The sequence below is a fragment of the Cellulomonas marina genome, assembly GCF_900111925.1.
GTDB lineage: Bacteria > Actinomycetota > Actinomycetes > Actinomycetales > Cellulomonadaceae > Cellulomonas > Cellulomonas marina.
Genome location: NZ_FOKA01000001.1, coordinates 36779 through 61467, shown reverse-complemented (window position 1 = coordinate 61467; position 24689 = coordinate 36779). Strand labels below are relative to the sequence as shown.

The 24689-nt window shown below is 79.0% G+C and carries 18 protein-coding genes; 11 read left to right on the top strand and 7 right to left on the bottom strand.

Going from position 1 to position 24689, the window contains the following annotated elements:
- Window positions 1-27: 27 nt before the first annotated feature.
- The 3 genes from BM048_RS00215 to BM048_RS00205 form a co-directional block, all read right to left on the bottom strand.
- Window positions 28-1764, bottom strand: a complete 1737-nt coding sequence (locus tag BM048_RS00215) for a DUF5719 family protein (RefSeq protein ID WP_139224251.1) — start codon at window positions 1762-1764, stop codon at window positions 28-30.
- A complete protein-coding gene (locus tag BM048_RS00210) occupies window positions 1761-5516 on the bottom strand; it encodes a glycosyltransferase (protein WP_239078939.1) in 3756 nt (1251 codons plus the stop codon). Before BM048_RS00210 ends, BM048_RS00215 begins: the two co-directional genes overlap by 4 nt.
- 78 nt (window positions 5517-5594) lie before the next feature.
- Window positions 5595-5924 (bottom strand): WhiB family transcriptional regulator, encoded by a 330-nt coding sequence (locus BM048_RS00205; RefSeq protein WP_090029729.1) that lies wholly within the window; start codon window positions 5922-5924, stop codon window positions 5595-5597.
- Between the two features lie 197 nt (window positions 5925-6121).
- Between BM048_RS00205 and BM048_RS00200 the strand changes: the two genes are divergently transcribed.
- The 5 genes from BM048_RS00200 (at window position 6122) to rfbA (ending at window position 10995) form a co-directional block, all read left to right on the top strand.
- Window positions 6122-6892: a TIGR03089 family protein gene (locus BM048_RS00200; RefSeq protein WP_239078940.1), complete on the top strand. Its 771-nt coding sequence runs from the start codon at window positions 6122-6124 to the stop codon at window positions 6890-6892.
- A gap of 25 nt (window positions 6893-6917) precedes the next feature.
- The gene (locus tag BM048_RS00195; RefSeq protein ID WP_090029727.1) at window positions 6918-7778 is read left to right on the top strand and encodes a glycosyltransferase family 2 protein; all 861 of its coding nucleotides are present in this window, start codon (window positions 6918-6920) and stop codon (window positions 7776-7778) included.
- Window positions 7779-7786: 8 nt separating this feature from the next.
- A complete protein-coding gene (locus BM048_RS00190; RefSeq protein ID WP_090029725.1) occupies window positions 7787-9103 on the top strand; it encodes a hypothetical protein in 1317 nt (438 codons plus the stop codon).
- 153 nt (window positions 9104-9256) lie between these two features.
- Entirely contained in the window at window positions 9257-10087 is an 831-nt protein-coding gene (locus BM048_RS00185) for a polyprenol monophosphomannose synthase (RefSeq protein WP_203708944.1), read from the top strand.
- Window positions 10088-10119: 32 nt separating this feature from the next.
- Window positions 10120-10995, top strand: coding sequence for a glucose-1-phosphate thymidylyltransferase RfbA (gene rfbA / locus BM048_RS00180; RefSeq protein WP_090030346.1), 876 nt, complete (start codon window positions 10120-10122; stop codon window positions 10993-10995).
- Window positions 10996-11021: 26 nt separating this feature from the next.
- Here rfbA and BM048_RS00175 read toward each other — a convergent pair whose 3' ends face one another.
- Window positions 11022-12893, bottom strand: coding sequence for a S8 family serine peptidase (locus tag BM048_RS00175; RefSeq protein ID WP_090029721.1), 1872 nt, complete (start codon window positions 12891-12893; stop codon window positions 11022-11024).
- 193 nt (window positions 12894-13086) lie between these two features.
- Window positions 13087-13935 carry a dTDP-4-dehydrorhamnose reductase gene (gene rfbD / locus BM048_RS00170; protein WP_090030344.1) on the bottom strand — a complete coding sequence of 283 codons (849 nt, stop codon included), beginning with the start codon at window positions 13933-13935 and terminating at the stop codon, window positions 13087-13089.
- 170 nt (window positions 13936-14105) lie between these two features.
- On the opposite strand from rfbD, the gene BM048_RS00165 reads away from it, so the two are divergent.
- Window positions 14106-14720 carry a dTDP-4-dehydrorhamnose 3,5-epimerase family protein gene (locus tag BM048_RS00165; protein ID WP_090029719.1) on the top strand — a complete coding sequence of 205 codons (615 nt, stop codon included), beginning with the start codon at window positions 14106-14108 and terminating at the stop codon, window positions 14718-14720.
- 52 nt (window positions 14721-14772) lie between these two features.
- On the opposite strand, the gene BM048_RS00160 is transcribed toward BM048_RS00165, so the two are convergent.
- Both BM048_RS00160 and BM048_RS00155 read right to left on the bottom strand, forming a co-directional pair.
- Window positions 14773-15948, bottom strand: a complete 1176-nt coding sequence (locus BM048_RS00160) for a glycosyltransferase family 4 protein (protein ID WP_090029718.1) — start codon at window positions 15946-15948, stop codon at window positions 14773-14775.
- Window positions 15945-16928, bottom strand: a complete 984-nt coding sequence (locus tag BM048_RS00155) for a glycosyltransferase family 2 protein (RefSeq protein ID WP_175499154.1) — start codon at window positions 16926-16928, stop codon at window positions 15945-15947. The genes BM048_RS00160 and BM048_RS00155 overlap by 4 nt, the downstream gene beginning before the upstream one ends.
- A 268-nt stretch (window positions 16929-17196) precedes the next feature.
- On the opposite strand from BM048_RS00155, the gene BM048_RS00150 reads away from it, so the two are divergent.
- The 5 genes from BM048_RS00150 to BM048_RS00130 all read left to right on the top strand — a co-directional run bounded on the left by BM048_RS00150 (window position 17197) and on the right by BM048_RS00130 (window position 24670).
- The gene (locus tag BM048_RS00150) at window positions 17197-18411 is read left to right on the top strand and encodes a DUF4214 domain-containing protein (protein ID WP_175499153.1); all 1215 of its coding nucleotides are present in this window, start codon (window positions 17197-17199) and stop codon (window positions 18409-18411) included.
- A 110-nt stretch (window positions 18412-18521) separates the two neighbouring features.
- The gene (locus tag BM048_RS00145) at window positions 18522-20801 is read left to right on the top strand and encodes a DUF4214 domain-containing protein (protein WP_139224249.1); all 2280 of its coding nucleotides are present in this window, start codon (window positions 18522-18524) and stop codon (window positions 20799-20801) included.
- 35 nt (window positions 20802-20836) lie between these two features.
- On the top strand, window positions 20837-21982 hold the full coding sequence (locus BM048_RS00140) for a glycosyltransferase family 4 protein (RefSeq protein WP_239078941.1): 1146 nt from the start codon (window positions 20837-20839) through the stop codon (window positions 21980-21982).
- Window positions 21983-22046: 64 nt separating this feature from the next.
- On the top strand, window positions 22047-23792 hold the full coding sequence (locus tag BM048_RS00135) for a glycosyltransferase family 4 protein (RefSeq protein ID WP_175499151.1): 1746 nt from the start codon (window positions 22047-22049) through the stop codon (window positions 23790-23792).
- Complete coding sequence (locus BM048_RS00130) at window positions 23792-24670, top strand: WavE lipopolysaccharide synthesis family protein (protein WP_139224248.1); 879 nt, start codon at window positions 23792-23794, stop codon at window positions 24668-24670. The genes BM048_RS00135 and BM048_RS00130 overlap by 1 nt, the downstream gene beginning before the upstream one ends.
- Window positions 24671-24689: the final 19 nt, after the last annotated feature.

Genomic DNA, 24689 nt, shown 5'->3' with positions numbered 1-24689 from the left:
CCCGGCCCGCCGCGGCGGGTCGGGCGCTCAGCCCAGCCCCGGGCCGCGCGCGTCGGCCACCGCGACGGCGCCCTGCGCCGCGGGGGCGGGCACGGGCTGCAGCACCGACACGAACGTCCCGTGCTCGCGCTCCTGCGTGACGACGGCGGCCCACGCCGGCGCGGTCCCGCCGGCGGTGCCGTCCGCCACGCGCACCCGGACCGCGACCGTGCCGTCGGGCAGGCCGCCGGCGTCCACGGGCACGCCGGTCCCGGCACCCAGGCGCAGGTCGACCGTGCCGACGACGCGGCCCTGGGCGTCGAGGCCCTCGAGGACGCCCGTGACGTCGGGCGCCGCGGCGGCGGCGTCCTCCGCACCGTCAGCCGCGTCCGTCACGTCGACGGGGAGGCCTTCGGCAGCGACGTCCAGCGGCACCGGGTCGAGCTCGCCCGCCGGCACCGCGGCGAGGACCACGCGCGCCGTCGTCCCGGCCGGGAGCGCGACGACGGCGTCGGCGGCGGGCGTCGTCGACGCGACCCACGCGCGCTCGAGCGTGCTCGTGGCCGGGTCCAGCGGGTCGGCCGCGCCGGGACGCGTGACGAGCGCGCCGGCGACGACGGGGGCGTCGGCGTCGACGACGACCGTCCAGGCGCCCGCGGGCAGCCCGGCGAGCGGCACCTCCACCACCTCGCCGGTGGCCAGGGACGCGGTGTCGGCACCCGCCAGGGTCGCGGGCCCGTCGGGCCCGAGCAGCGTGATCCGCGCCGTCGTCGCCCGCTCCGGCGCGAGCAGCCGCAGCACCGGGCCGTCCGCGTCACCGGCCGCGGTGGCCAGGACGTCGAGCCCGGGCAGCACCTGCCGGGTCGCGGGCGCCGCACCGGGCACCACGAGGTCCGTGCCGCCGGCGGTGAAGCCGCGCAGCCGGCTGTCCTGGACGTGCGCCGCCACACGCCCGCCGTCGGCCACGAGGTGCAGCGCCAGCAGGCGCTGCGGGTCGAGGACGCCCCCGAGCGGGAGCCGCTCCTCCGACCGCGGCGCGAGGACGAGCCCGTCCGTGCCGGGCGTGAGCGGGCCGGACGCGCCCCAGGCCGACAGGCCCACGGTGACCGGCGTGCTGCCGGGGTTCTGCACGACGAGGACGTCGGTGCTGTCCAGCTCGGTGGCACCGCCGACCAGCCAGAGGTCGGCCGCCGGCCGCCGGCAGGACGCGGCGGCCAGCCCGCGCAGGTCCCCCGCGGCCGTGACGGTCGACGTCGTGCCCGCGGCGACCGCGGCGGCCGCTCCAGGTGCGGCGCGGAGCACCACCGGCGCCTCCGGCCCGGTCAGGACCGCGGACCCGCCGCCGGCCGGCAGGCCCGCGAGCGTGGCGGTGCCGTCCAGCCCCGTCACCGTGCCGGGCCCGGGGCCCGTGCCGTCGGCGGCCGTCACCAGGTCCACCGACGTCTCCGGGGCGACCGGCGTGGGGTCGAAGGCCGCGTCGCCACCCGTGCCCTCCGGCTCGACCAGCGGCCCCGCGCACACGAGCACGGTGTCCGTGGCGCCGACGCCCACGGCCCGCGCACCGGCGCCCGGCGGGACGGCGGCGTCCGCCGCGTCCGTCATCCGGGTCCCCCCGACGACGACAGCCGCCGCGAGCGCGAGCACGCCGAGCCCCGACACCACCCGCAGCCCGCGCCCGCGCGGGCGCTGCGGCGCGGGCGCGTCGTCGTGCCGGTCGTCGTGCCGGTCGTCGTGCCGGTCGTCGTGCCGGCCGTCGTGCGCGTCGGGGCGCACCTCGCCGCTCACCGCCGGCCCGCCCGGCGGCGCCGCAGGGGCAGCGCGAGCAGCAGCGTCACGGCGCCGACGCCCACGAGGGCCGCCGTCCACGCGGTCCGCCCCGGCGGGTCGTGCACCACCACGAGGGTCCCTCCGTCCGTCCCCAGCCCGAAGGCCTGCCGCCACCCCACGTCCGCGACGGGCAGCTCCCGCCCGTCCAGCGTCGCCCGCCAGCCGGGGCCCGCGCGCTCGGCGAGGACCAACCACCGGCCCTCGCCGTCGGGCGACGGCTCGAGTCGCGTCGTCACCGTCGGCACCGCGGCGCCGGGGACCGCGGGCACGGCCTCGGCGGGGGTCGCGGCGTCCGCGAGCGCCGCGGCCGCGGTCCCCGCCGGCACGAGCCGCGCCCACGCCGTGACGACGTCCGCACCCGACCCACCGGCGGCGGGCGCCGGCTGCACGCGCCACAGCGTCCCGTCGACGCCGTCCGTCACGCGCTCGAGACCCGCGGTCGCGTCCAGCAGCCCGACGAGCTCCGCCCGCGCGGCCGCGGCCGCGTCGGACGCCGGGTCCGCCGCCGGGTCCAAAGCAGGCACCAGGACGTCCGCCACGGCGAGCGCGGCCAGCGCGGCGGCGACGTCGCCTCCCGCGCCGGCGGCGAGGTCGGCCGCCACGGCGTCGACCTCGGCGGTCGCCGCGTCGACGGGAACCGCGGTCGGGCCGAGCGGGTCGCCGGTCAGCCCCCGGGCGGCCACGGCCGCGGACCCCTCGACGAGCCGGGGCCCGTCGCCCGCGAGCAGCCGCCACACGACCGTCCCCGCGGCGGCGCCGGCGGTGGCGTCAGGAGCTGCGCTCCTGGCGCCGGCGGTGGCGTCAGGAGCTGCGCTCCCGGTGCCGCCGTCGTCACCCGTCGCCGTGCCCGTCCCTGTGCCCGTCCCCGTGCCCGTCCCCATCCCGGTGCCCATCCCGGCGGGCGGCACCGCGGTGAGGGCGAGCACGCGCGCCGCGAGCCGGCCCTCCTGGTCCTGCCGCGCGACGGCGGGCACCACGGCCCGGTCGACGGCGGCGGGCAGGGTCACCCCGCCCGACCGCGCGGCGGCGGCCCAGAGACCCGTCTGCGCGAGCGGGACCAGTACAGCGACCGCCGCGACGAGGCCGGCCAGCGGCTGCCGCCAGCCGAAGGGTGCGGCGTGCAGCCGCCCGCGCGCCCCGTCGAGGCCGAGGACCGCCGCCGCGAGGAGCCCCGCGGCCGCCAGGCTGACCGCCGGCCCGACGTCACCGGCGACGAGGGCGCCGGCTCCGAGGTCACCGGCGCCGCCGGTGAGCAGGGCGCCCGTGCCCGACGCCGGCACCGACGTGAGCCCCGCGGGCAGGGCCGTGGGCAGCGCCGCGGCGGCGGACGCCGTCACCAGGCCGAGCGCGGCCACGACCCAAGCCGTGCGCACGCCACGCGCGACCGGCCGTCCGCGCAGGAGCGCCGCGAGCGCGAGCGCGACGACGACCGCACCCGTCGCGAGCACCCCGAACCGCACGACGGCCTCGGGCAGCGCGGCCGGCACCAGCCCGCCCGCGCCGCCGGGCGCCCCGAGCAGCCGCTCGAGCGCCGCGGGCAGCCCGGTCCCGGCGTCGCGTCCGGCGGGGACCGTGGCCGCCGTCAGCGGTGCCGACGCCAGGAGGCGCAGGCCGTCGACCCCCGACGGCGCCGCGGCCACGACCGTCGGCCCCAGCAGGACGAGCGCCGGGACGGCCGTGAGCAGGACCCGCAGGCGGCGGCGGGGCGCGACGGCGGCCACGACGAGCAGCGTCAGGAGCACCGGCGCGAGCAGGACGGGTGCACCGGCCACGACGAACGCCAGCGCCAGGGCGGTCCCCGCGGCGGCCTCGACCGTGCCGGTCGGACGGGCCTGCGCCGCCGGGTCGGGGACCCCCGGCTCCTCGAGCTCCGGGACGTCCTGGGCACCGGCCGCCCTCCCGGCCGCCGCACGGGTCGCCCCACCGGCCGGGTCGCCCGCCGGGTCGGCGGCCCGCTCGTCGCCGTCGGGCTCGTCGGGCCGCTGGCTGACGTCCACGCGCGCCACCTCGTCGCGGCGCTGCACCCCGACGGCGCGGGCCAGGCCGAGCGCGGCCCACGGCAGCGCGGCGTGCGCGACGACCGCGCCGAGGCGCCCCTGCCCGAGGGCGACGAGCAGCGCCGGCGCCCCCGCCCACACGAGTGCCGCCCACGCCCGCACGGCGACGGACCGCGTTCCGGCCCCGGCGGCGGCCCACGCACCCCAGCCCGCCAGCACGACGCCGCCCAGCAGCAGCACCGCCACCGCCGCCGATGCCGACCCGCCGGTCACCACGGCGGCCGGCGCCAGGACGGCCAGCAGCGCGTCCACCGGCCCGGCGTGCCCGAGGTCCGCCCCCACCCAGGCGGCGGTGGCGGCGTCCCACAGGTCCCCGGCGCTGCCGGTGGCCGGGGCCAGCGCCTCCCCGACGAGCCGCGCCCCGCGCGTGACCGGCCCGACGAGGGGCCCCAGCGCGACGGCGACGAGCGCGACGAGCCCGACGAGGAGCGCGCCGAGGCCCGCGCGCCGCCGAGCGGTCAGCGCCGCCAGCTCGCGCAGCTCGATCTCGCTCGGGGCGACCACGACCCGGCGCGACTCCGCGCGCGTGAGCCGCTGGTCCCGCCACAGGCGCCACACGTCGCGGACGCCGGCGCGCAACGGCCGCAGGGACCGCCGGGGCCGCGTGCGGGTGCGCGCGTCGAGCCGGCGCGCCCGGAGCAGGTCCCCGGGGTGGGCGAGCAGGCCCGCCGTGGCCGACAGCTCGGCCCGGGCGAGGCCCGGCTCCTTCGTCGCCAGCCGGACGAGGGCCCGCAGCACGCCCGACACCACCGCCGCGAGCAGGACGAACGGCACCGCGACGCCCACGACGCCGGCCGTGCGCACGTGCAGCTGCGCGCGCCGCCGCGCCGCGTAGGAGCGGCGCGGGTCGCCGTGGTCGTGCCCGTCGCGGACGCCCTGGTAGGCGGCCTGCGCGTGGCGCACCACGGCGTCGGGGACGACGACGACGCGGTGCCCGGCCAGGTGCGCGCGCCGGCACAGGTCGAGCCCGTCGCCGAAGGGTCCGAGCGCCGGGTCGGGCCCGCCGAGCTCGTCCCAGACGTCGCGCCGCACGAGCGCGCCGGCCGTGCCGACCGCGAGGACGTCCTCGACGGCGTCGTGCTGGCCCTGGTCGAGCTCGCCCGGCTCCACGCCCGTGAGGCGGCGACCCGAGGCCGAGGTCCGCACGCCGACCTCGAGGAGCCGCTCGGGCTCGGACCACGTGCGCTGCTTGGCACCGGCGACCGCCACGGACGGCGCCCGCGCCACGACGCGCAGGAGCGCCGCCAGCGCCCCCGGGCCGGGGGCGGAGTCGTCGTGCAGCAGCCACAGCCACGGGGTGCGGGACGCGCCGTCGGCGGCCAGCGCGATGCGGACGGCGTCGCCGAAGGTCCGGGCCGCGGGCGCGTGGACGACCCGCACGTCGGGCGCGGCCCCCGACGCCTCGCCCCGTGCGGCTGCCTCGGCGGCGCCGGCGACGAGGGCGTCGACGACCACGTCGGCCAGCCAGGGCTCGGCCTGCTCCCCCACGTCGACGACGAGCACGCGGACGGGCCGGCGGGTCTGGACCGCCAGCGCGCGCACGGTCGGCGGCAGCCACGGCGTGGTCCCGCGCGTCACGAGGACCGCCGTCACCGGCGTCAGCACCGGCAGCGACGCGGTGGTCGACGGTGGGGGGTCCACGGTCAGGTCCACGGTCACCAGGGTCTCAGAGGCGGCCGCGGGCCCCCGGCCCACGACCGGGGCGTGCGGCGGCCTCACGCCCGCCCGGCGTCAGACGACACGCCGCTTGAGCTTGCGCCGCTCGCGCTCGGACAGGCCGCCCCAGATGCCGAACCGCTCGTCGTTGGCGAGGGCGTAGTCGAGGCACTCGGCCCGCACCTCGCAGGAGACGCACACCTTCTTGGCCTCGCGCGTCGAGCCGCCCTTCTCGGGGAAGAACGCCTCGGGGTCGGTCTGGGCGCACAGCGCGCGCTCCTGCCACCCCATCGGCCCCTCGTCCTCGCCCGTGTCGGCGAAGAGCGCCAGGACGTTGTCCGCGACGGGTGCCACCGGCCGCGCCGCCGGGCGCTCGCCGTCCTCGTCGTCGAGCAGGTTCCACATGGCGTCCTCCGGTGCGGTCGAGGGGGTCGGGGTGCTGCTCGGGCCGGGCGGTCGCGCCCCTCGTCGGGCCGCCCGACGACGGGCCCCACGGCGGGCCGTGTCCAGAGAATTACACGCGTGTCGTTCCCTGGCGTCAAGCGGAGCGGTGGTAGGAGCGCGCACCCCGGTGGCCACGGGCCGCCGGTAGCCTCGCCGCCGTGACCGCGACCGGCGTCGACGCCCTCCTGCCCCTCCTCGTGTCCGACCCGGGCCGCCCCCGCCTGACCTGGTACGGCGGCGACGGGGAGCGCGTGGAGCTGTCCGGCGCCGTGCTCGTCAACTGGGTGCACAAGACCGCCAACCTCCTCGTCGACGAGCTGGACGGCGGGCCCGGGACGGTGCTCGCGCTCGACCTGCCGCCCCACTGGCGCACGCTCGTGTGGGCCCTGGCCGCCTGGCGCACGGGCACGACGGTCGCGCCGGGGGACGCCACCGCGGGCGGAGGCGTCGACGTGCTCGTGACGGACCGGCCCGTGGCCGGCGGCGACGGTGCCGAAGGACGCGCCGGTGCGCTCGTGGTCGCTCAGCCGCTGCCCGCGCTCGCCCGCCGCTGGGACGGGCCCCTGCCCGTGGGCGTCCTCGACGCCGGCCCCGCCGTCATGGGCTCCGGCGACGCGCTGGGCTGGGTCCCGCCCGCCGAGCCCGCGCGGCCCGCCCTCCTGCCGGACGGGCCGACCTTCGCCGACCTGCCCGCGGCCGCGACGGCCGCCCGCCCGGGCGCCCCCAGGGACCGCGTCCTCGTCCGGCCCGGCACCGCGCGCGACGCCGCCGCCACGACCGCGCTCCTGCTCGCCGCGCTCGGCGTCTGGGCCGACGGAGGCTCCCTCGTCCTGCTCGTCCCGGGCGCCGACGCCGCCACCCGCGACGACGCCCTCGACCGGCTCGTGGCCGCCGAGCGGGTGGACCTCGTCGTGGACCTGCCGCGCTGACGCCCGCGTATCCTCTGCTCCCGCCATGGTCACCCTCCCCTCCGCCGACGTCGTGCGGGTCGTCTGCGTCGCCTACCACCCGGGCGCGGAGCTGGCGTCCTTCGCGGCCACCCTGCAGTCCGCCACCCGCCGGCCCCTCGAGCTCGTCCTCGTCGACAACGGCACCGACCACGCGGTGACGGAGGACGTCGCCGCCCGGTACGGCGCGACCCTCCTGGTCACCGGCCGCAACCTCGGCTACGGCGCGGCCGCCAACCGGGGCGCGTCGGGGGCCCACGGCCGCTGGCTCGTCGTCGCCAACACGGACGTGGAGTGGGAGCCGGGGTCCCTGGACGTCCTGCTGGACGCGGCGGAGGCCGACGGGCGCACCGGCGCCGCCGGCCCCGCGCTCCTCAACCCCGACGGCACCGTGTACCCCTCGGCGCGCGAGCTGCCGTCGCTGGGGACGGGCGTCGGGCACGCGCTGCTGGCCAAGGTCTGGCCCCGCAACCCGTGGACGCGGGCCTACCAGGCCCGGCAGGAGCGTGCCGGCGAGGAGCGGGACACGGGCTGGCTGTCCGGCGCGTGCCTCGCCGTGCGCCGCGAGGCCTACGAGGCCGTCGGCGGGTTCGACGAGGGCTACTTCATGTTCTTCGAGGACGTCGACCTGGGCGAGCGGCTCGGCCGGGCCGGCTGGCGCAACCGCTACGTCCCGGCCGCCCGGGTGCAGCACGTGGGCGGCACCTCCTGGCGGGACCGGCCGGCGCCCATGATCCGCGCGCACCACCGCAGCGCCGCGCGCTACCTCGGCCGCCGCTACCCGGGGCCGGCACGCCTGCCCCTGCGTCTGGCCCTGCGCGCCGGGCTGCGCGTGCGCGAGCTGCTCGAGCTGCGTGCCGCCCGCTGAGGGGCTGCGTGCCGCCCGCTGAGGGCCGCGACGCACCACCGCGCCGGGTCGCGGCGCTCGCGCTGGCCGTCGGACTGCTGGCACCCCTCGTCGCCTGGCTGCGGCTGCCGCCGGTCGCGCGCGGCACGCTGTGGGCGGAGGACGGCGCGGTCTTCCTCGCCGGGGCGGCCGCGGAGCCGGTGGGCACCGCCTGGCTGCGGCCCTACGACGGCTACCTCCACCTCGTCCCGCGCGTGCTGGCCGACCTCGTCACGGGGCTGCTGCCGGCGCCGGCGTGGGCCCTGGGCACCACCGCGGCCGCCTGCGCCCTCGCCGGGGTCGTGGCGGCCCTCGTCGTGCTGCTGTCGGGCGGGCTGGGCGTCGGCCTGCCCGCGCGCGGCGTCCTGGGGCTGCTGACGGTCGGCGTCCCGGGCCTGCCGGTGGAGGTGCTGGGCAACCTGGCCAACGCGCACGCGCTGCTGCTGTGGCTGGTCCCGTGGCTCCTCGTGCACCGCGTGCGCAGCCGGTCGGGTGCGGTCGGCGTCGGGCTCGTCGCCCTCGTCGTCGCGCTGAGCGAGGTGCAGGCGGTCGTGCTGGCTCCGCTCGGGCTCTGGCGGCTGCGGGACCGGGCCGGCCTGCCGGCCCGGCTGGGGCTCGCGCTGGGGCTCGCGGCGCAGGCCGTGGCCGTGCTGGGCACGGACCGGTCCCCTGCCCTCGGCGACGCCCCCGCGGGGCACCTCGTCGCCCTCGCCCTCGGCGCGGGGGTGCTCCTGCCGCTCTGGACGGGCCAGGTCGGCGCGGGGTCGTGGCTGCTCGCCCACGCCGGGCCCGTCGCCCTCGGCGCGGCCGTCCTGCTCGCCGCCGTGCCCTCGCTCCTCGCGCTGGTCGCGGCCCGCCGGGCGGACGGAGGCCGGCGGGCGCTCCTCGTCGCCCTGCCCGTCGGGGCGGTCGCGCTGTGGGCCGTCGCGGTGCTCGTCAACCGGCCGCCGCTGCTGCTGCCCGCCGGGCCCGGGCAGGAGGGGCCGGTGCTGACGGTGCTCCGCTACGCCCCCGCGGTCGAGCTGCTGCTGGCCGCGGCGCTCGTGCTGGCCGCCGGCGGGCTCCGCGCCCGGCGCGGCGGGCAGGCCCTCGTCGCCGGCGGCGCCGCGCTCCTGCTCCTGGCGGCGCTCGCCGGGGCCCGGCCGGAGGCGACGACGCGCTCGACGGGACCGCTCTGGGAGCCCGGCGCGCGTGGCGCGGCCACGTCGTGCGCCCGGCCGGGGGCGTCCGCGACCGTGCCCGTGCCGGTCGCCCCCGCGCCCACCTGGGTGGCCGTCGTACCCTGCTCCGAGGTCACGGAGGGCTGAGCCGCGACCCCCGCCCTCGGCACCGTCGACGGGCCCGACCGTCAGGAGTCCTGCGTGCCCACCCGCGTGCCCGACGAGGCGCACCCCCGCCCGGCGGCCCCCGCACCCGCCGACGACCCGGCCGGGCCCGCGTCCCGTCCCACGCCCCGCACGCTGGTCGTCGTGCCGACGTACGACGAGCGCGACAGCATCGCGCCGCTCGTCGAGGCCGTCCGGGACCGGCTGCCCGCGGCCGACGTGCTCGTCGTCGACGACGCCAGCCCGGACGGCACGGGCGAGCTCGTCGAGAAGATGGCCGAGACGGACGGCCAGCTGCACGTCCTGCACCGCACGGGCAAGCTCGGTCTCGGCTCCGCGTACGTGGCCGGGTTCCGGTGGGGGCTCGAGCGCGGCTACGACGTGCTCGTCGAGATGGACGCGGACGGGTCGCACCCCGCCGCGACGCTGCCCGCCCTCGTCGGGGCCGTCACCGGGGCCGTCACCACGTGCGGCGGAGGGCCCGGCGGCGGGTCGGGTAGCCGCTCCGGTGACCACACCGGTGGCCGCACCGGTGGCGCGACGCCCGGGCTGGCCATCGGCTCCCGGTGGGTCCCCGGCGGCAGCGTCGTGGACTGGCCGCGCTCGCGCGAGGCGCTCAGCCGGCTCGGCAACCTGTACGTGCGCGTCCTGCTGGCCCTGCCGGTGCGGGACGCGACGGCCGGCTTCCGGGCCTACCGCGCGGAGGTCCTGCGCGCCCTCGACCTCGGCGCGGTGCACTCGCGCGGCTACTGCTTCCAGGTCGACATGACGCTGCGCACCCGGGACGCCGGCTTCGGGGTCGTCGAGCTGCCCATCCAGTTCCGCGAGCGCGTGGCGGGGCGGTCGAAGATGAGCCGGGCGATCGTCGGGGAGGCGATGGCCCGCGTCACCGTGTGGGGCGTGCGCCGGCTGGCGCGGCGCGTCGCCGGACGCGCGGTGGGCCGCGTCACGCGCCGACCGGCGTGACGGCCCCGGCCGCGCTGCCACACTGGTCCACCATGCGCGGAATCATCCTGGCCGGCGGCTCGGGCACCCGGCTGCACCCGATCACGCTCGGCGTGAGCAAGCAGCTCGTCCCCGTCTACGACAAGCCGATGGTCTACTACCCGCTGAGCACCCTCATGCTCGCGGGCATCCGCGACGTGCTCGTCATCACGACCCCGCACGACGCGGCCGCGTTCACCCGGCTGCTGGGCGACGGGTCGCAGTTCGGCATCGACATCCGCTACACGGTGCAGGAGCAGCCGAACGGCCTGGCGCAGGCGTTCGTGCTCGGGGCGGACTTCGTCGGCGACGACAGCGCCGCGCTCGTGCTCGGCGACAACATCTTCTACGGTCCCGGCCTCGGCTCGCGGCTGCAGCGGTTCGAGCGGATCGACGGGGCCGCCGTCTTCGCCTACCGCGTCGCGGACCCCACCGCCTACGGCGTCGTGGAGTTCGACGCCGAGGGCCGGGCGCTGTCGCTGGAGGAGAAGCCCACCGCGCCGCGTTCGTCCTTCGCCGTCCCCGGGCTGTACTTCTACGACAACGACGTCGTCGCCATCGCCCGCGACCTGCGCCCCTCCGCGCGCGGCGAGTACGAGATCACGGACGTCAACCGCACCTACCTCGAGCAGGGCCGGCTGCAGGTGGAGGTCCTGCCCCGCGGCACCGCCTGGCTCGACACGGGCACGTTCGACTCCCTGCTGGAGGCCTCGGACTACGTCCGCACCATCGAGCACCGCCAGGGCCTGAAGATCGGCGCTCCCGAGGAGGTCGCGTGGCGGCGCGGCTTCCTGTCCGACGAGGAGCTGCGCGTGCGCGCCGAGGCCCTCGTCAAGTCGGGCTACGGCTCCTACCTGCTGGGCCTGCTCGAGCGCGGCCGCGACGACTGAGACCGGGTCCGCCCGTCGGGGGCGCGTCAGGGCGCGACGGCCCAGAGGCGGCGGCCGCCGGCGGTGACGGCGACCGCGTCGTCCGCGACGGCGACGACCGCGCCGGCACCGGCCGAGGCCGTGCCGGACTGCCAGAGGGCGCGGCGGCCGTCGGCCGTGTAGACGACGAGGTTGCCGTCGCGCTGCAGGACCGCGTACGCGCCGGCGTTGCCGTGGCTGCCCGAGGACCAGAACGCCCGGCCGTGCGCGTACCCGACGAGGTTCCCGTCGCCCTGCATCGCCAGGGTCAGGACGCCTCCCGCGCTGACGAGCTCGTCGCCGGGCCGCAGCACGGCCTCGGCCGTGAGGACGTCCGCGGCGACCGAGGTCCCCGACTGCCAGCGCGCGACGCCGCCGCCGTCGTAGACCACCGCGTTGCCGTCGTCCTGCACGACGAGGCGGGCGCCGGGACGGTTGGCCGTGCCCGCCTGCCACAGCGGGCGCCCGCCCGGCGCGTAGACCACGGCGTTGCCGTCCCCCTGGACGACGAGCGAGGCGCCGGGGTGCCCGCCGGTGCCGCTGTGCCACCGCGCGACGTCCGCGCCGCCGGGGCGGGCGACGTAGAGCACGAGGTTGCCGTCGGCCTGCATCTCCAGGTGCGCCTCGGCCCGCGGGCCGCCCTCCCGCAGCCCCTGACCCGCGACGAGGACCTCGCCGGCGCCCAGCCCCGCCCGGGCCGGCAGCACGCGCAGGAGCCGGTCCGGGCTCGCCCCGAGCGGGCCGCCGAGGACGCCCGTCGTCGCGTCGCCGAGGAGGCGCGCGGCCACGGCCGCCGGGGACGCCCCCGGGTCGACGGACAGCACCGCCGCGGCGGCGCCCGCGACGTGCGGCGCCGCCATCGACGTGCCCGACCGGGCCGCCGTGGCCGTGGCGGTGGCCGGCCAGGCCGACACGACGTCCGTCCCCGGTGCGAACAGGTCCAGGCAGGGCCCGGTGTTGGAGAACGGGGCGACCGCGTCCGCCGGCGTGCTGGCGCCCACGGTCAGGGCGGAGGGCAGCCGGGCCGGAGAGGTCGTGCAGGCGTCGGTGGCCTCGTTGCCCGCCGCGACGGCGACCGTGACGCCGTCGTCGACGACGGCCTGGACCGCCGCGTCCAGGGCCGCGGAGGCCGGTCCGCCCAGGCTGAGGTTGGCGACCGCCGGCCGCCCCGCGGCGTGGTCGCGCACCACCCAGTCCAGCCCCGCGACGACCTGGGAGTAGGTGCCCGTCCCGTCGCAGCCCGCGACGCGGACGGCGACGACCGTCGCGGCCTTCACCACGCCATGGCGCGTCCCGGCGGCCGTCCCGGCGACGTGCGTGCCGTGGCCGTGGCAGTCCTGCGTGCCGCGGCCGTCGTCCACCGCGGTCGCGCCCGGCCGGACCCGGCCCAGCAGGTCGACGTGGTCGGCGCGCACCCCGGTGTCGAGGACGTAGACGTCGACCCCCGCCCCGTCCGCCGTCCAGGTGTAGGACCCGGACAGCGGCAGGGCCGCCTGGTCCACCCGGTCCAGGCCCCAGCTCGGCGCGGGCGCCTGCGTGCCGAGCGTCCGCGCCACCGCGTCCGGCTCGACCGACAGCACCCGCGGGTCCTGCCGGAGCTCCGCCACGGCGTCGGCGGGCAGCTCGGCGGCGAAGCCCTGCACCGCGTGGCGGTACACGTGCTCGACCTCACCGCCGTCGGCGGCCGTGGCCACCGCGCCGGGGTCGACCCCCGGGCGCAGCGCGACGATCACCGCGCTCGTCGGCGGGGACGGGAGCACCGGCGCCTGCGCCGCGGCCGGCGTGGCGACGAGCGCGGCGCACGCGGCGGCGACGGCGACGGCGACGAGAGCGGGTCGGTGGTCGCGACGGCGCTGGCCGTCGACGGGCCGTGCGGGCATGGGGCTCCTCCGGTCGCCGCCCCCGCGGGCCCGGCGACGTGCCGGGCCGCGGCGGAACGGTGTGCCGCCGTCCCATCGACCGGCGGGCCCGCCCGCTGAGGGCGTCACAGTGCCGTCGTCGCCCGTCGTCGCGCCCGCCGGCGGGCCCGCCGTCGTGCCGGTCGTCGTGCCGGTCGTCGTGCCGGCGGGCCCGTCAGCCCCCGAGCACCACGTCCGCGGCCACGTCCCAGCGCGACCGCCAGTCCCCGATCGGCGCCACGCCGGCGGCGACGAGGGCGTCGTGGCCCAGCACCGACCACGCGGGCCGCGGCGCCGGCCGGGCGAAGGCGGCGCTCGTCGTCGTCCGCACCACCGCCGGGTCGAGGCCCGCCGCCGCGACCGCCGCCTGCGCGAAGCCGTGCCACGACGTCCGGCCCGAAGCGGTGCCGTGGTACGTGCCCGCCGGTGCGCCCGCGTCGACGAGCCGCACGACGAGGTCCGCGAGGTCCGCCGTCCAGGTCGGCTGGCCCACCTGGTCGTCGACGACGTCCAGGCCGGCCCGCTCGCGCGCCACGCGCACGATCGTCCGGGGGAAGCACGGCCCGCCGGCGCCGTAGAGCCAGGCCGTGCGCACGACGAGGTGGTCGGGGCACAGGGCCCGCACGGCCCACTCCCCGGCGGCCTTCGTCCGGCCGTAGGCCGACCGCGGCGCGACCGGCGCGTCCTCGGCGTACGGGGTCGTGGCGTGCCCGTCGAAGACGTAGTCCGTCGAGACCTGCACGAGCCGCGCCCCGGCGGCGGCCGCGCCGCGGGCGAGATGGGCGGCCGCGGTGGCGTTGACGTCGAAGGCGGCGGGCTCGTCGTCCTCGGCCGCGTCGACCGCGGTGTACGCCGCGCAGTTGACGACGACGTCCGCGCCGACGAGGGCCGCGCGCACCGCGTCCGGGTCGAGGACGTCGAGCGTGGCCCGGCCCAGGGCCACGACCTCGTCGTCCCGCCTGCCGAGCGTCGCGACCACGTCCTGCCCGAGCATCCCGCCCGCTCCGACGACCACCCAGCGCACCCGCGTCCCCCGCTCCCGCCGACCCCGCGCGGCCGCGTGCCGGCCCGCGCGCCCGGCCGCCGGACGGCCAGGACCCCCGCAGCCTAGGGCCCGGTCGCGGCCGAGCCCGCGCCCGTAGGGTGTGACGCGCGCGGCCGCCGGGCCGCCGACCGACGCCGGGAGGACCACCCATGACGTACCGCGAGCTCGCCGTCCCCGGGGCCTTCGAGATCACGCCCCGCCAGCACGGCGACCCGCGCGGCGTCTTCCTCGAGTGGTTCCAGGGCGCCCCCTTCCGCGAGGCCGCCGGGCACGGGCTCGACCTGCAGCAGGCCAACCTGTCCGTGTCCGCGGCCGGGGTGCTGCGCGGGGTGCACTTCGCCGACGTGCCCCCCGGGCAGGCCAAGTACGTGACCTGCGCGCGCGGCGCCGTGCTGGACGTCGTCGTCGACCTGCGCGTGGGGTCCCCCACCTTCGGCACGTGGGACACGGTCCTGCTCGACGACGTCGACCGCCGCGCGGTCTACCTCTCCGAGGGGCTGGGGCACGCGTTCTGCTCCCTCGAGGACGGGTCGACGGTGCTGTACCTGTGCTCGACGCCGTACGCGCCGGGGCGCGAGCACGGCGTGCACCCGCTGGACCCGGCGCTGGGCATCGCGTGGCCGACGGTCGGCCGGGACGGGTCGCCGCTGACGCACCAGCTCTCGGAGAAGGACACCGCCGCCCCGGGCCTGGAGGAGGCCGCCGCGGCGGGTCTGCTGCCGCGGTGGGAGGACGTGCGGGAGTTCGTCGCCACGCTGGCCTGAGCCGTCGAACCGGACTGCGGCCGTACTCAGCCGGCCCGGCCCGGCGGGGCGCTCAGCCGCCCGCGAGCGCCGCCGACGCGGCGGCGAGGTGCACGCGCGCCGCCGCGTCCCAGGTGAAGAGCGCCGCCCGCTGCCGGGCCGCGGCGCGGAGCCGGGCCGGCGCGGCCGCGTCGTCGAGCAGCGCGGCCAGACCCTGCGCGACCGACGCCTCGTCCGTGCCGCAGTAGGCCACCGCGTCGCCCCCGACCTCCGGCAGCGACAGCTCGCGCGTCGTGAGGACGGTCGCGCCGCACGCCATCGCCTCGAGCACGGGCAGGCCGAAGCCCTCCCCGAGGCTCGGGTAGGCGACGACCGCCGCGCCGCTGAGCAGCGGCGCGAGCTCCGGCAGCGGCAGGTAGCCCGTCCGCAGCACGGTCAGCCCGGGCGGAACCGCCGCGATCGCAGGCTCGACGTCCCCGTCCCAGCCGGGACCGCCGGCGAGCACGAGCGCGGGCCGGTCCGGGTGCGTCGCGGCGACGCGTGCCCACGCCCGCACCAGCGCCGGCACGTTCTTGCGCGGCTCGAGCGTCCCGAGGAACGCCACGTAGGGCCGGGTCCCGAGCCCGAGGCGCTCCCGCAGCCGGCGCTGCGCGTCCTCGTCGGCGGGGTGGAACACCGTCCGGTCGACCCCGTGGTGCGCCACGTGGAAGCGCTCGGCCCGCGCGCCGGGCCCGCCCACGTGGCGCAGCACCTCGTCGCGCGTGGCCGCCGACGGCACGACGAGCGCCCCCGCCCGCCGCACCGCCAGCCGCGTCGCTGCCCGGAAGAACCGCGCCTTCACCGGCGAGTGCAGCTCCGGGTGGCTGAAGAAGGTGGCGTCGTGCAGCGTCACGACGACGGGCAGCGGGGCCCGGACCGGCATCGTGTAGTGCGGGCTGAGGAGGACCTGCGCCCCCGTGCGCCGCGCGAGCGCCGGCAGGCCCGCCTGCTCCCAGGCCAGGCGCACCGGCACCCGGGCCGCCGGACCGGGCGCCGTGACGACCTCCGCCGCGGGTGCCAGGCCCGCCAGCAGCGCGGCGTCCCGCTCCTGGCACGCGACGACGAGCCGCGCGCCCGCCGCCACGAGCGCGGGCACCAGCGCGTCCACGTACCGGCCGACGCCGCCGCGGTCGGCCGGCACGGCGGTGGCGTCGAGGAGCAGCCGGGGGGAGGCGGCGGGACCCAGCGGCACCGACGCGTCGCCGCTCATGCCCGGCCCCCGCGCGGCGGGGCCACCAGCAGCCGCGCGACCTCGGCGCGCGGCACCGCCGCGCCCGCCCAGATCCGCCGACGCTCCTGCAGCGTCCGCGGCAGCCGCCGCGCCGCGTCGCGCAGACCCCGCACCCGGGCACGCACAAGGGGGTCGCGCAGCCCGGCGGCCAGCGCGGCCCGCACCGCGCCGAGCACCTGCCGGCCCCAGGACCGGGCCAGCACGGCTGCCGGCGCGTGCCGCCCGACGACCACGAGCGAGTTGCGGGTGTTCTGGTACCGGAACAGCGGCGACCCGGCGTCCGACGACGCGGCGTGCCGGTGCAGCGCCACCGCCGCGGGCTCGTGGTGGACGTCCCACCCGGCCGCCCGCAGGCGCCAGCTGAGGTCGGTGTCCTCGTAGTAGAGGAACAGCCACGGGTCGAACGTGCCCACCTCGCGCAGCGCCGCCACCCGCAGGAGCGCCGCCGCGCCGCAGAACCCGAACACCTGCTCCGCGCGCGACTCCTGGCCGCGCGGGACCAGCCAGTCGCGGTCCTGGCCCGTCCCGCGGCGTGTCACCTCCAGCCCGGTGGAGTTCACGCGCGGGGGGCGGCGATCCTCGTCGAGCAGGACGGTGGCGGTCACCGCACCGACCCGCTCCGCACCCGGTCGTCGGGCGTGCGCGACGAGCGCCGCCACGGCCCCCGGCTCGAAGCGGGCGTCGTTGTTGAGCAGGACGACGAACTCCCCGTCGAATCCCTCCGTGCCCCGCGCGGCCCCGCCCGCGAAGCCCAGGTTCCGCCCGGCCTCGACGACGGTCACGGTCGGGTACCTCTCCGCGAGGAGCGCGACCGTGCCGTCCGTCGAGCCGTTGTCGACGACGAGCGTCTCCATCCCGCCGGGCACGTGCTGCGCGAGGAGGGAGTCCAGGCAGGCGGGCAGCAGGTGGGCCCCGTTCCAGGTGACGACGACGGCACGCACGGACGGGGGGCTCACCACGCGACCACTGTAGGCGGGCGGCCCTCCTGCCCGACGTACCCCTCCCGCGCCGGTCGCGCACCCCGCGCGGCCCCGCGGCACCCGTCGCGCACCCGTCGTGCACCCGTCGTGCACCCGGTCGGGTGATGGCGCCTCCCCCGGCTGCAGTCCCCGCCACCGCCTGCCGACGGGAGGGGACGAGAGCGGGGCCGGCTGCACGGGCCCTGCGGGGCGGTCCCGCCGCGGCGGGAGCGGCCGAGGGACGAGCGGACGGGAAGAGGTGGCGAGGGTGAGCGGCACGCACGCGCGGACGACGGGCCGGACGGGCACGGGGGCGACGGCACGGGCCCGACGGGTGGCCCTGCTCGCCGGCGGCCTCCTCGTCGGCACGCTCGCGGGCGTCGTCGTCGCCCCGGCCGCGCAGGCCGCCGACGACTACGCCTGGGCCTGCGTCGCGGACGGCGGGGACGCCTCCCCGAGCCCGACGGCGCCCCCGACGACGAGCCCGACCACGAGCCCGACCACCCGACCCACCACTGCGCCGACGACCGCGCCCACGACCGCGCCCACCACCGCGCCCGTCACCCCGCCCGTCACCGCACCGGCCGTCCTCGCCGTCACCCCCGCCGCGAGCAGCGTGACCGTCCGGTGGGCTGCGACCCCGGGCGCCCAGCAGTACGTCGTCGCCGCGACGCCGGGCGGCGCCCGGGTCACCGTCGCCGGCACGACGACCAGCGCGGTCGTCGCCGGGCTGACCAACGGCACGTCGTACCGCTTCACCGTCACGGTCACGACCGCCGCGGGGTCGGCCACCTCGGCGACGTCCGCCGCCGTCGTCCCGACGGTGCCCGCGCTCGACCGGCGCTCGCTGCCGCAGGCGCGCTCGCTCGTCGAGTCGCTCTACGAGGACCTCCTCGGTCGTGATGCGGACCCCGACGGTGCCGCCGGCTGGGCGCGCCTCGTCGCCGGCGGGGCGTCGTCGGAGCAGCTCGTCGCCCTGCTCACCGCCAGCGAGGAGTACCGCCGGCTGCGCGTCGCCGACGCCTACTCCTCCGTCCTGGGTCGGACCCCCGACGAGGACGGGCTGCGCGGCTGGGTCGCCGGCATCGGCCGCGGCGCGGTGGACGTCGACGACGTCGCCCAGCTCTTCTACGAGTCCCCGGAGTTCTACGTGCGCTCCGGCAACGAGGACGGCGCCTTCATCGCCCGCCTCTACCAGGTCATGCTCGGCCGCGCGCCGAGCGCCGCCGAGACGGCCTTCTGGCGCACGCAGATCGCCACCCGCGGACGCGGGGAGGTCGCCCACGTCGTGTGGCTGTCGATGGAGGCCGCCCAGCAGCGCTCGGGCATCTACTACGGGCTGCTGCTCAAGCGCGAGCCCGAGTGGGAGGGCCGGGTCTACTGGGCGCGCCTCATGCTCGAGCAGGGCCAGGACGCGGTCCGCATCGGGCTGGCCGGGTCCGACGAGTACTGGGTGCGGGCGCTCAGCCGGAACCCCGCCTGACCGATGGGAGGGGCGGGGACGTGACGAGTCCCCCGTGCGGTCCCGGTCACTGCGCCCGGGGCCGCCGCCGTGGCACGATGCCGTTCGCTGCCGACCCCTCTGGAGCCACCATGCCCCTCGGGCACCCGCGCACGCCCGCCGTCACCGTCGACGGAGCCGTGCCCCCCGCCGAGACGCCCGTCGACCGCACCGCCACCGGTCCGCGCGGACCGCGCCCCGGCGCCGGCCGGTCGCGTGCCCGGCGCCTCGTCGCCCTCGTCGCCGCGGCGACGGCCCTGGCCCCGCTCGCGGCACTGCCGGAGGCGCCCGAGGCGCACGCCGCCTCCGCCCAGCTCACCCCCGTCACGACGAACGGCGGCCCCTTCTCGGTGCAGCCGCTCACGCCGTTCGGCGGGCCCGTGCTCGACTCGGGCGCGACGGGCGAGATCTGGTCGTCGGCGGCGGTGGGCGACGTGTCGGGCGACGGCGTGCCGGAGATCGTCGTCGGCGGCGGCCTGAGCAGCGCCCTCAAGGTCTACTCCCTCGACGGCGGGCTGCGGCACCTCGTCGACCTCGGTGGGGTGGACGTGGGCGCCCGCAGCGGCGGCGTCCAGCCCTCGCCGGTGCTCGTCGACCTCGACCTGGACGGCGTGCTCGACGTCGCGGCCGCCTCGACGGCCAACGTCGTGGCCGGCTACCGGTTCCGCGGCGGCTCGGTCACCACGCTGTGGCGGCGGCAGGACCCGCCGATCGTGCCCAGCGGACCGAACGGCATCCTCGGCACCCCGGCCACCGGGTACGTCGACGCCGACGGCTACCCCGACCTCGTCACCGGGAGCTGGGGCCAGGGCCTCACGGCCATGTCCGGCGGCAACGGCGGCAACATCGCCGGCTGGCCGAAGTGGCTGTGGGACACCATCTGGTCCTCCCCGGCCGTGGGCGACGTGGACGGGGACGGCGCGGACGAGGTCGTCGTCGGCGGCGACTGCGCGGGCAACGACATCGGCACCCAGCCCTGCGGCAACGTCGGCGGCGGGTACGTGTGGGTCTTCAACCGCGACGGCTCGGAGAAGTGGCGCTGGTTCCTGCAGGGCCAGGTCGTCTGGTCCTCCCCGGCGCTGGCCGACCTCAACGGCGACGGGGGCCTCGACGTGGTCGTCGGCACCGGCGGCTACTTCGACGACCCGGCCGGGCGCGTGCTGACCGCGCTCGACGGGCGCACCGGGCGCGTCCTGTGGCAGGCGGGCATGCCGGCGCGGGTCGTCGGCTCCCCGTCCGTCGCGGACGTCACGGGCGACGGCCGCGCCGACGTCTTCGTCGTCTCCTACGGCGGCTGGCTGCTGTCGGTGGACGGGGCCACGGGCGCGCCGCGCTGGCGCGCCTGCCTCACCGACGGCGGCACGTGCGGCGACCCGGGCATCGGCACGAAGTCCGGCGTCGCGCTGGCGGACGTCGACGGGGACGGGGCGATCGAGGCCATCACCCAGGGCGAGCAGCAGCTGCGCGTCTACGACGCCCACAGCGGCCGGCTCGAGTGGAGCCGCGGCAGCGGCTACGCCGGCACGGTGCTGGCCCCGGCGAACACCCCGACGGTGGCCCAGGTCGACGGGCAGACGTGGATCGTCCAGCCCCTGCGCGGGTACCGGGACGTCAACGGCCAGCGTCAGCACGAGCTCGTCGTGGGCGTCTGGCGCACGGGCGCCGCGCTGGGCGCCGCGCCGTGGCGGACGGCGCGCGGGAACATGGCCCGCACCGGCGCCGTGCCCGTCCCCGGCCCGTCCTCGGCGCAGCTGCGGCAGTTCGTCGACCAGGTGTACCGGGACTTCCTCGGGCGGCCGCCGAGCGCGGGCGACCTGTCGGGCTGGACGGACCGCCTGGTGCGGCGCCAGGCCTCCCGCTACGAGGTGGCGACGAGCCTGTCGCGCTCGGACGAGTGGGTGCGGCACGTCATCACCGAGTTCTACCGGGACACGCTGGGGCGCGAGCCCGACGCCGCCGGCCTCGCCGGCTGGGTGCGGGCCGCCCAGGGCGGCATGCCCGTCGCCCAGGTGGCCGCCGCGTTCTACGCCTCGCCGGAGTACTACGCCCGCACGGCCGGCAACGACCCCGGCCGCTGGGTCTCGGACCTGTACACGAAGCTGCTCGGCCGCGGTGCCGACGCCTCCGGCCGCGCCGGCTGGGTGGGCGCCATGGCTGCGGGCATGCCCCGCGACCAGCTCGCGCTCGGCTTCTACCAGTCCGACGAGAGCGTCCAGGTCCGCGTCGACGGCCTGTACCGCGAGCTGCTCGGCCGACCGGCGGACGCCGGCGGCGTCGGGAGCTGGCGCCAGTTCGTGCGGGACCACGGGGACCTCGTCCTCGCCTCCGCGCTGGCCGCGTCGGCGGAGTACCTGACGCGCGCCCGGTCCTGAGCGGCGGCGGGGCGGGGCTGCCCCACACTGGGCGCGTGCCCCGCCCTGCCCCGTCCGCGTCCCCGGACGCCGCCCTGCACGTGGCCATGACCGTGGAGCAGTGCTGGCAGCGCGTGCCGGGCGGGTCCGCGACCTACCTCGTCGAGCTCGCGGCGGCCCTGTCGGCGCGGGACGACGTGCGGGTCACGGGCCTGCGCGCGGCGCACCGGCCCGGCAGCCGCCCGGACCCCGAGCCGCCCGTCCCCGTGCGGTCCGCCGCGCTCCCGCGGGTGGCGCTGTACGAGGCGTGGAACCGCACCCGGCTCCCCCGGGCGGAGTGGGCGGTGCCCGGGGCCGACGTGGTGCACGCGACGACGTGGGCGGTGCCGGGCACGCGGCGTCCGCTGGTGGTGACCGTGCACGACCTCGCGTTCCTGCGCGACCCCGCGCTCTTCACCCCGCGCGGCGTCCGGTTCTTCACCGACGCCCTCGCCCGCGTCCGCGACGAGGCCGCGGTCGTCCTGGTGCCCTCGCAGGCCACAGCCGACGACTGCGCCGCCCACGGCATCGAGCCGGCCCGCGTCGTCGTCGTGCCGCACGGCGCCCCGGGCTGGACGGTCACGTCCGCGGACGTGGCCCGCGTACGGGCGCGGTACGGCCTGCCCGAGCGGTACGTCCTGTGGTGCGGCACCCACGAGCCGCGCAAGAACCTGCCCGGGCTGCTCCGCGCGTGGGAGCTGCTGGCGCCGCAGGAGCCGGACCTGCACCTCGTCCTCGTCGGTCCGCGTGGCTGGGGCGACGACGGGGCCGCCGCCGGTGCGGACCTCCCGCGCGTGCACGCGCCGGGTCGCCTGCCGGCGGGCGACCTGCCGGCCGCCTACGCCGCCGCGGAGGCGTTCTGCTTCCCCTCGACGTGGGAGGGCTTCGGGCTCCCCGTGCTGGAGGCCATGAGCACCGGCACCCCGGTCGTCACGTCCGCGGGCACGGCCATGGCGGAGGTCGTGGGCGACCACGCCGGGCTCCTCGTCGACCCGCTCGACCCCGCGGCGGTCGCGGCCGCGGTGCAGGACGCGGTCGGGCCCCGGCACGAGGTGCTCTCCGGGGCCGCCCGGCGGCGGGCGCAGGGCTACTCCTGGACAGCGACCGCCGCGACGACGCGCGCGGCCTACGCGACCGCCGCCGGGCGCACCGGCATCGCCTAGGGTGACCGGGTCCGCCGGCCGTCGGCGGCCGGGGACGAGCAGGAGGCAGCGCGAGGTGTCGACCGTGACCAGGCCGGGGCGGGCACCCGCACGCCTGCGCCTCGGGCTCGTCGTCCACGAGTTCGGGCGCACCCGCAACCACGGCGGCATCGCGGCCGTGGCGGCCGACCTCGTCGAGGCGCTGGGCGAGGTGCCGGGCCTCGAGGTCCACGTCGTCACGACGCAGGAGGCGCCGGAGGACGGCGAGCTCGTCGTGCCGGCCAACTGCCGCGTGCACCGGGTGCGGCACCACGAGCAGCGCCACTTCGCGGCGGTCGCCGACCTCCTCGACGCGCTCGACCTGCACCACGTCGAGGTAGCGGACGCCTACGCCCTGGGGGTGCAGTTCCTCGTCCGCCGGGAGCTGGGCCTGACCCGGACGCGGCCCGTCGTCGAGGTGTGCCACCACACGGGCCACCGGGAGATCTGGGAGTGGGGCACCGGTCGACGCGGGCTGGCGGGGGCGCCGGACCACTTCCGGCGCACCGCCCGCCTGGAGGAGGTCCAGACCCGGCTCGCGGACGCGAGCACGGCGCCGTCCACCTTCCTGGCCCGGTACCTGGAGGGGCGCACCCCCGGCCTGCAGGTGGGCGAGCGCCGCTTCCCGACGGTCGACCTGCTGGCGGCTGACCCCGCTGAGGTCTGGCGGCCGGGCACCGCCACGACGGTCCTCTCGCTCGGCCGCTGGGAGGCGCGCAAGCGCCAGGAGGACCTGCTGACCGCCGCCCGCGCCGTGTCGGCCGACGAGCCGGACCTGCTCGTCCACCTCGTCGGCAACACGATCGCGGACCCGCGCACGGGCATCGACTACCGGTACTCCTGCTACGCCGCGCTGCCGCCCACCGCCCGCCGGACCTTCCGCATGCACGAGTTCGCCTCGGCGAGCGCCATGGGCCGCCTCTACGAGGAGGCCGGCTGGTTCTGCGTGCCCTCGCCGCGGGAGAACTTCCCGACGACGGCCGTCGAGGCGCTCGCGCGCGGCCTGCCCGTGCTCGCGTCCGCGGCGTCCGGGGTGGCCGACTACTCCGGCGACGTCCCCGAGGTCCTGTTCGACCCGGACGTGCCGGGCGACCTCGAGCGCGTCCTGCGCTGGGCCGTCGTGCAGGGCCCGAAGGTGCGCGAGACCGTCTGGCGCAGCCAGTTCGACGCGGCCCGACGACTGCTGTCCCGGGAGGCGACGGCGACGCCGCGCGTCGCGGCGGTGGAGCGGGCCGCCGCCCGCGCCGACGCACGCGTCGCCGGTCCGTCCGCGCCCCCGGCGGAGGGGCCGTCCGCGGCCGGCCTGCGCACCCTCCTCCTGCTCCCGCCCGGGTCCGACCAGCCGAGCGCCGCGTCCTTCGCCCTCGGGTGGCAGCTGCGGGTGTCGTCCATCGAGGACATGAGCGACCCCGCCCTCGCCTGGGCGCAGGTCGTCGTGTCCTACCCCTCCGCCCCCGGCGACGAGCGGCTGGAGCGGCTGCACACCCTGCTGGGCAGGTGGGACCTGTCGGCCGTCGCGGGGGGCGCGGTCACCCTGACGGGACGCGACGACGCGGCGCTCGACCTCGACGACGGGGCGCACCACGGCACGGTGCCGGCCGTGGTGCTCGTCCCCACGGCCGAGGACCTCGCGGAGCCCGTGCTGCTCGACGTCGTCGCGGGCCGGCTCGCACGACCCGGGTCGCTGCTGCCGCTGGTGGACGCGCGGGCGGGCGCCACGGGCCACTCCGTCCGCCTCATGCTCGAGCTGCGGGACCGGTCCGCCGGCGTCCGCGAGGAGGTGCGCCCGTGATGTCGCGAGACGTCACCGTGCTCGTGCACGGACCCGTGACGCCCTTCACGCGCCGGACCCTCACGGATGCGCTGCGCCACGCCCGGCAGGACCGGCGGGTCGTGCGCGTGGTGCTGGCCACCTGGGACGACGCGGACACCGACCCCCTCGGCGCGCTGCTCGACGAGGTCGAGGTCCTGCGCGCCCCCGACGTCGCCAACCCGGGCTTCGCCAACCTCAACCGGCAGGTCCGGCTCGTGCGGCTCGGGCTCGACGCGGTCCCCGAGGACCACGTCGTGGTCAAGCTGCGCACCGACCAGACCGTCGACCACGCCGCGCTGCTGCGCCGGCTCGACGAGCGCGCCGCCCGGCTCGAGGCGGACGTCGTCTTCACGACCGACTGCTTCACGCGCACGGACCGGCGCTACCACCCCTCGGACATGCTGCTCGTCGCGCGCCGGCCCGCGCTCGCGCTCTACTACGACCTGCCCGAGGTGCCGACGACCCACCTCGACGACGTCCTCGCCGTCCGGGAGGACCTGCGGCGCGGCGCCGTCGCGGACGTGCGGGACCTGCACCTGTGGCCCGAGGCGCGGCTCTTCATGGCCTACCTGCGGCGCCGTGGCGAGGCGGTGAGCGACACCGACGAGGACAGCGCGCGGTGCCTGGCGCGCTACTGCGAGCTGCTGTCCGCCTCGGACGTGGGCCTGCGCTGGGAGAAGTTCTACGGCGGCCGGCTGCCGCTCGTGCCCTACCGGTTCTCCATGGCGCCCTTCGAGGGGGGCCCGGTCGAGGAGGCCCGGTGCGTGCCCACGTCCGGCTCGCCCGTGCGGCAGGCCGTCAAGGACCGCCTCGGCGCGCTGCTGTGGGGACCGCGGCTCGCGAGGCTGCGCGCATGACGCCCCCGCGCGGACGCCG

Bases quoted from the DNA above. Each gene is read 5' to 3' on its own strand.
- rfbA (WP_090030346.1), top strand. From the start codon at position 10,120: ATGCGCGGAATCATCCTGGCCGGCGGCTCGGGCACCCGGCTGCACCCG.
- BM048_RS00165 (WP_090029719.1), top strand. From the start codon at position 14,106: ATGACGTACCGCGAGCTCGCCGTCCCCGGGGCCTTCGAGATCACGCCC.
- BM048_RS00195 (WP_090029727.1), top strand. From the start codon at position 6,918: ATGGTCACCCTCCCCTCCGCCGACGTCGTGCGGGTCGTCTGCGTCGCC.
- BM048_RS00145 (WP_139224249.1), top strand. From the start codon at position 18,522: ATGCCCCTCGGGCACCCGCGCACGCCCGCCGTCACCGTCGACGGAGCC.
- BM048_RS00175 (WP_090029721.1), bottom strand. From the start codon at position 12,893: ATGCCCGCACGGCCCGTCGACGGCCAGCGCCGTCGCGACCACCGACCC.
- BM048_RS00205 (WP_090029729.1), bottom strand. From the start codon at position 5,924: ATGTGGAACCTGCTCGACGACGAGGACGGCGAGCGCCCGGCGGCGCGG.
- BM048_RS00160 (WP_090029718.1), bottom strand. From the start codon at position 15,948: ATGAGCGGCGACGCGTCGGTGCCGCTGGGTCCCGCCGCCTCCCCCCGG.
- BM048_RS00130 (WP_139224248.1), top strand. From the start codon at position 23,792: ATGTCGCGAGACGTCACCGTGCTCGTGCACGGACCCGTGACGCCCTTC.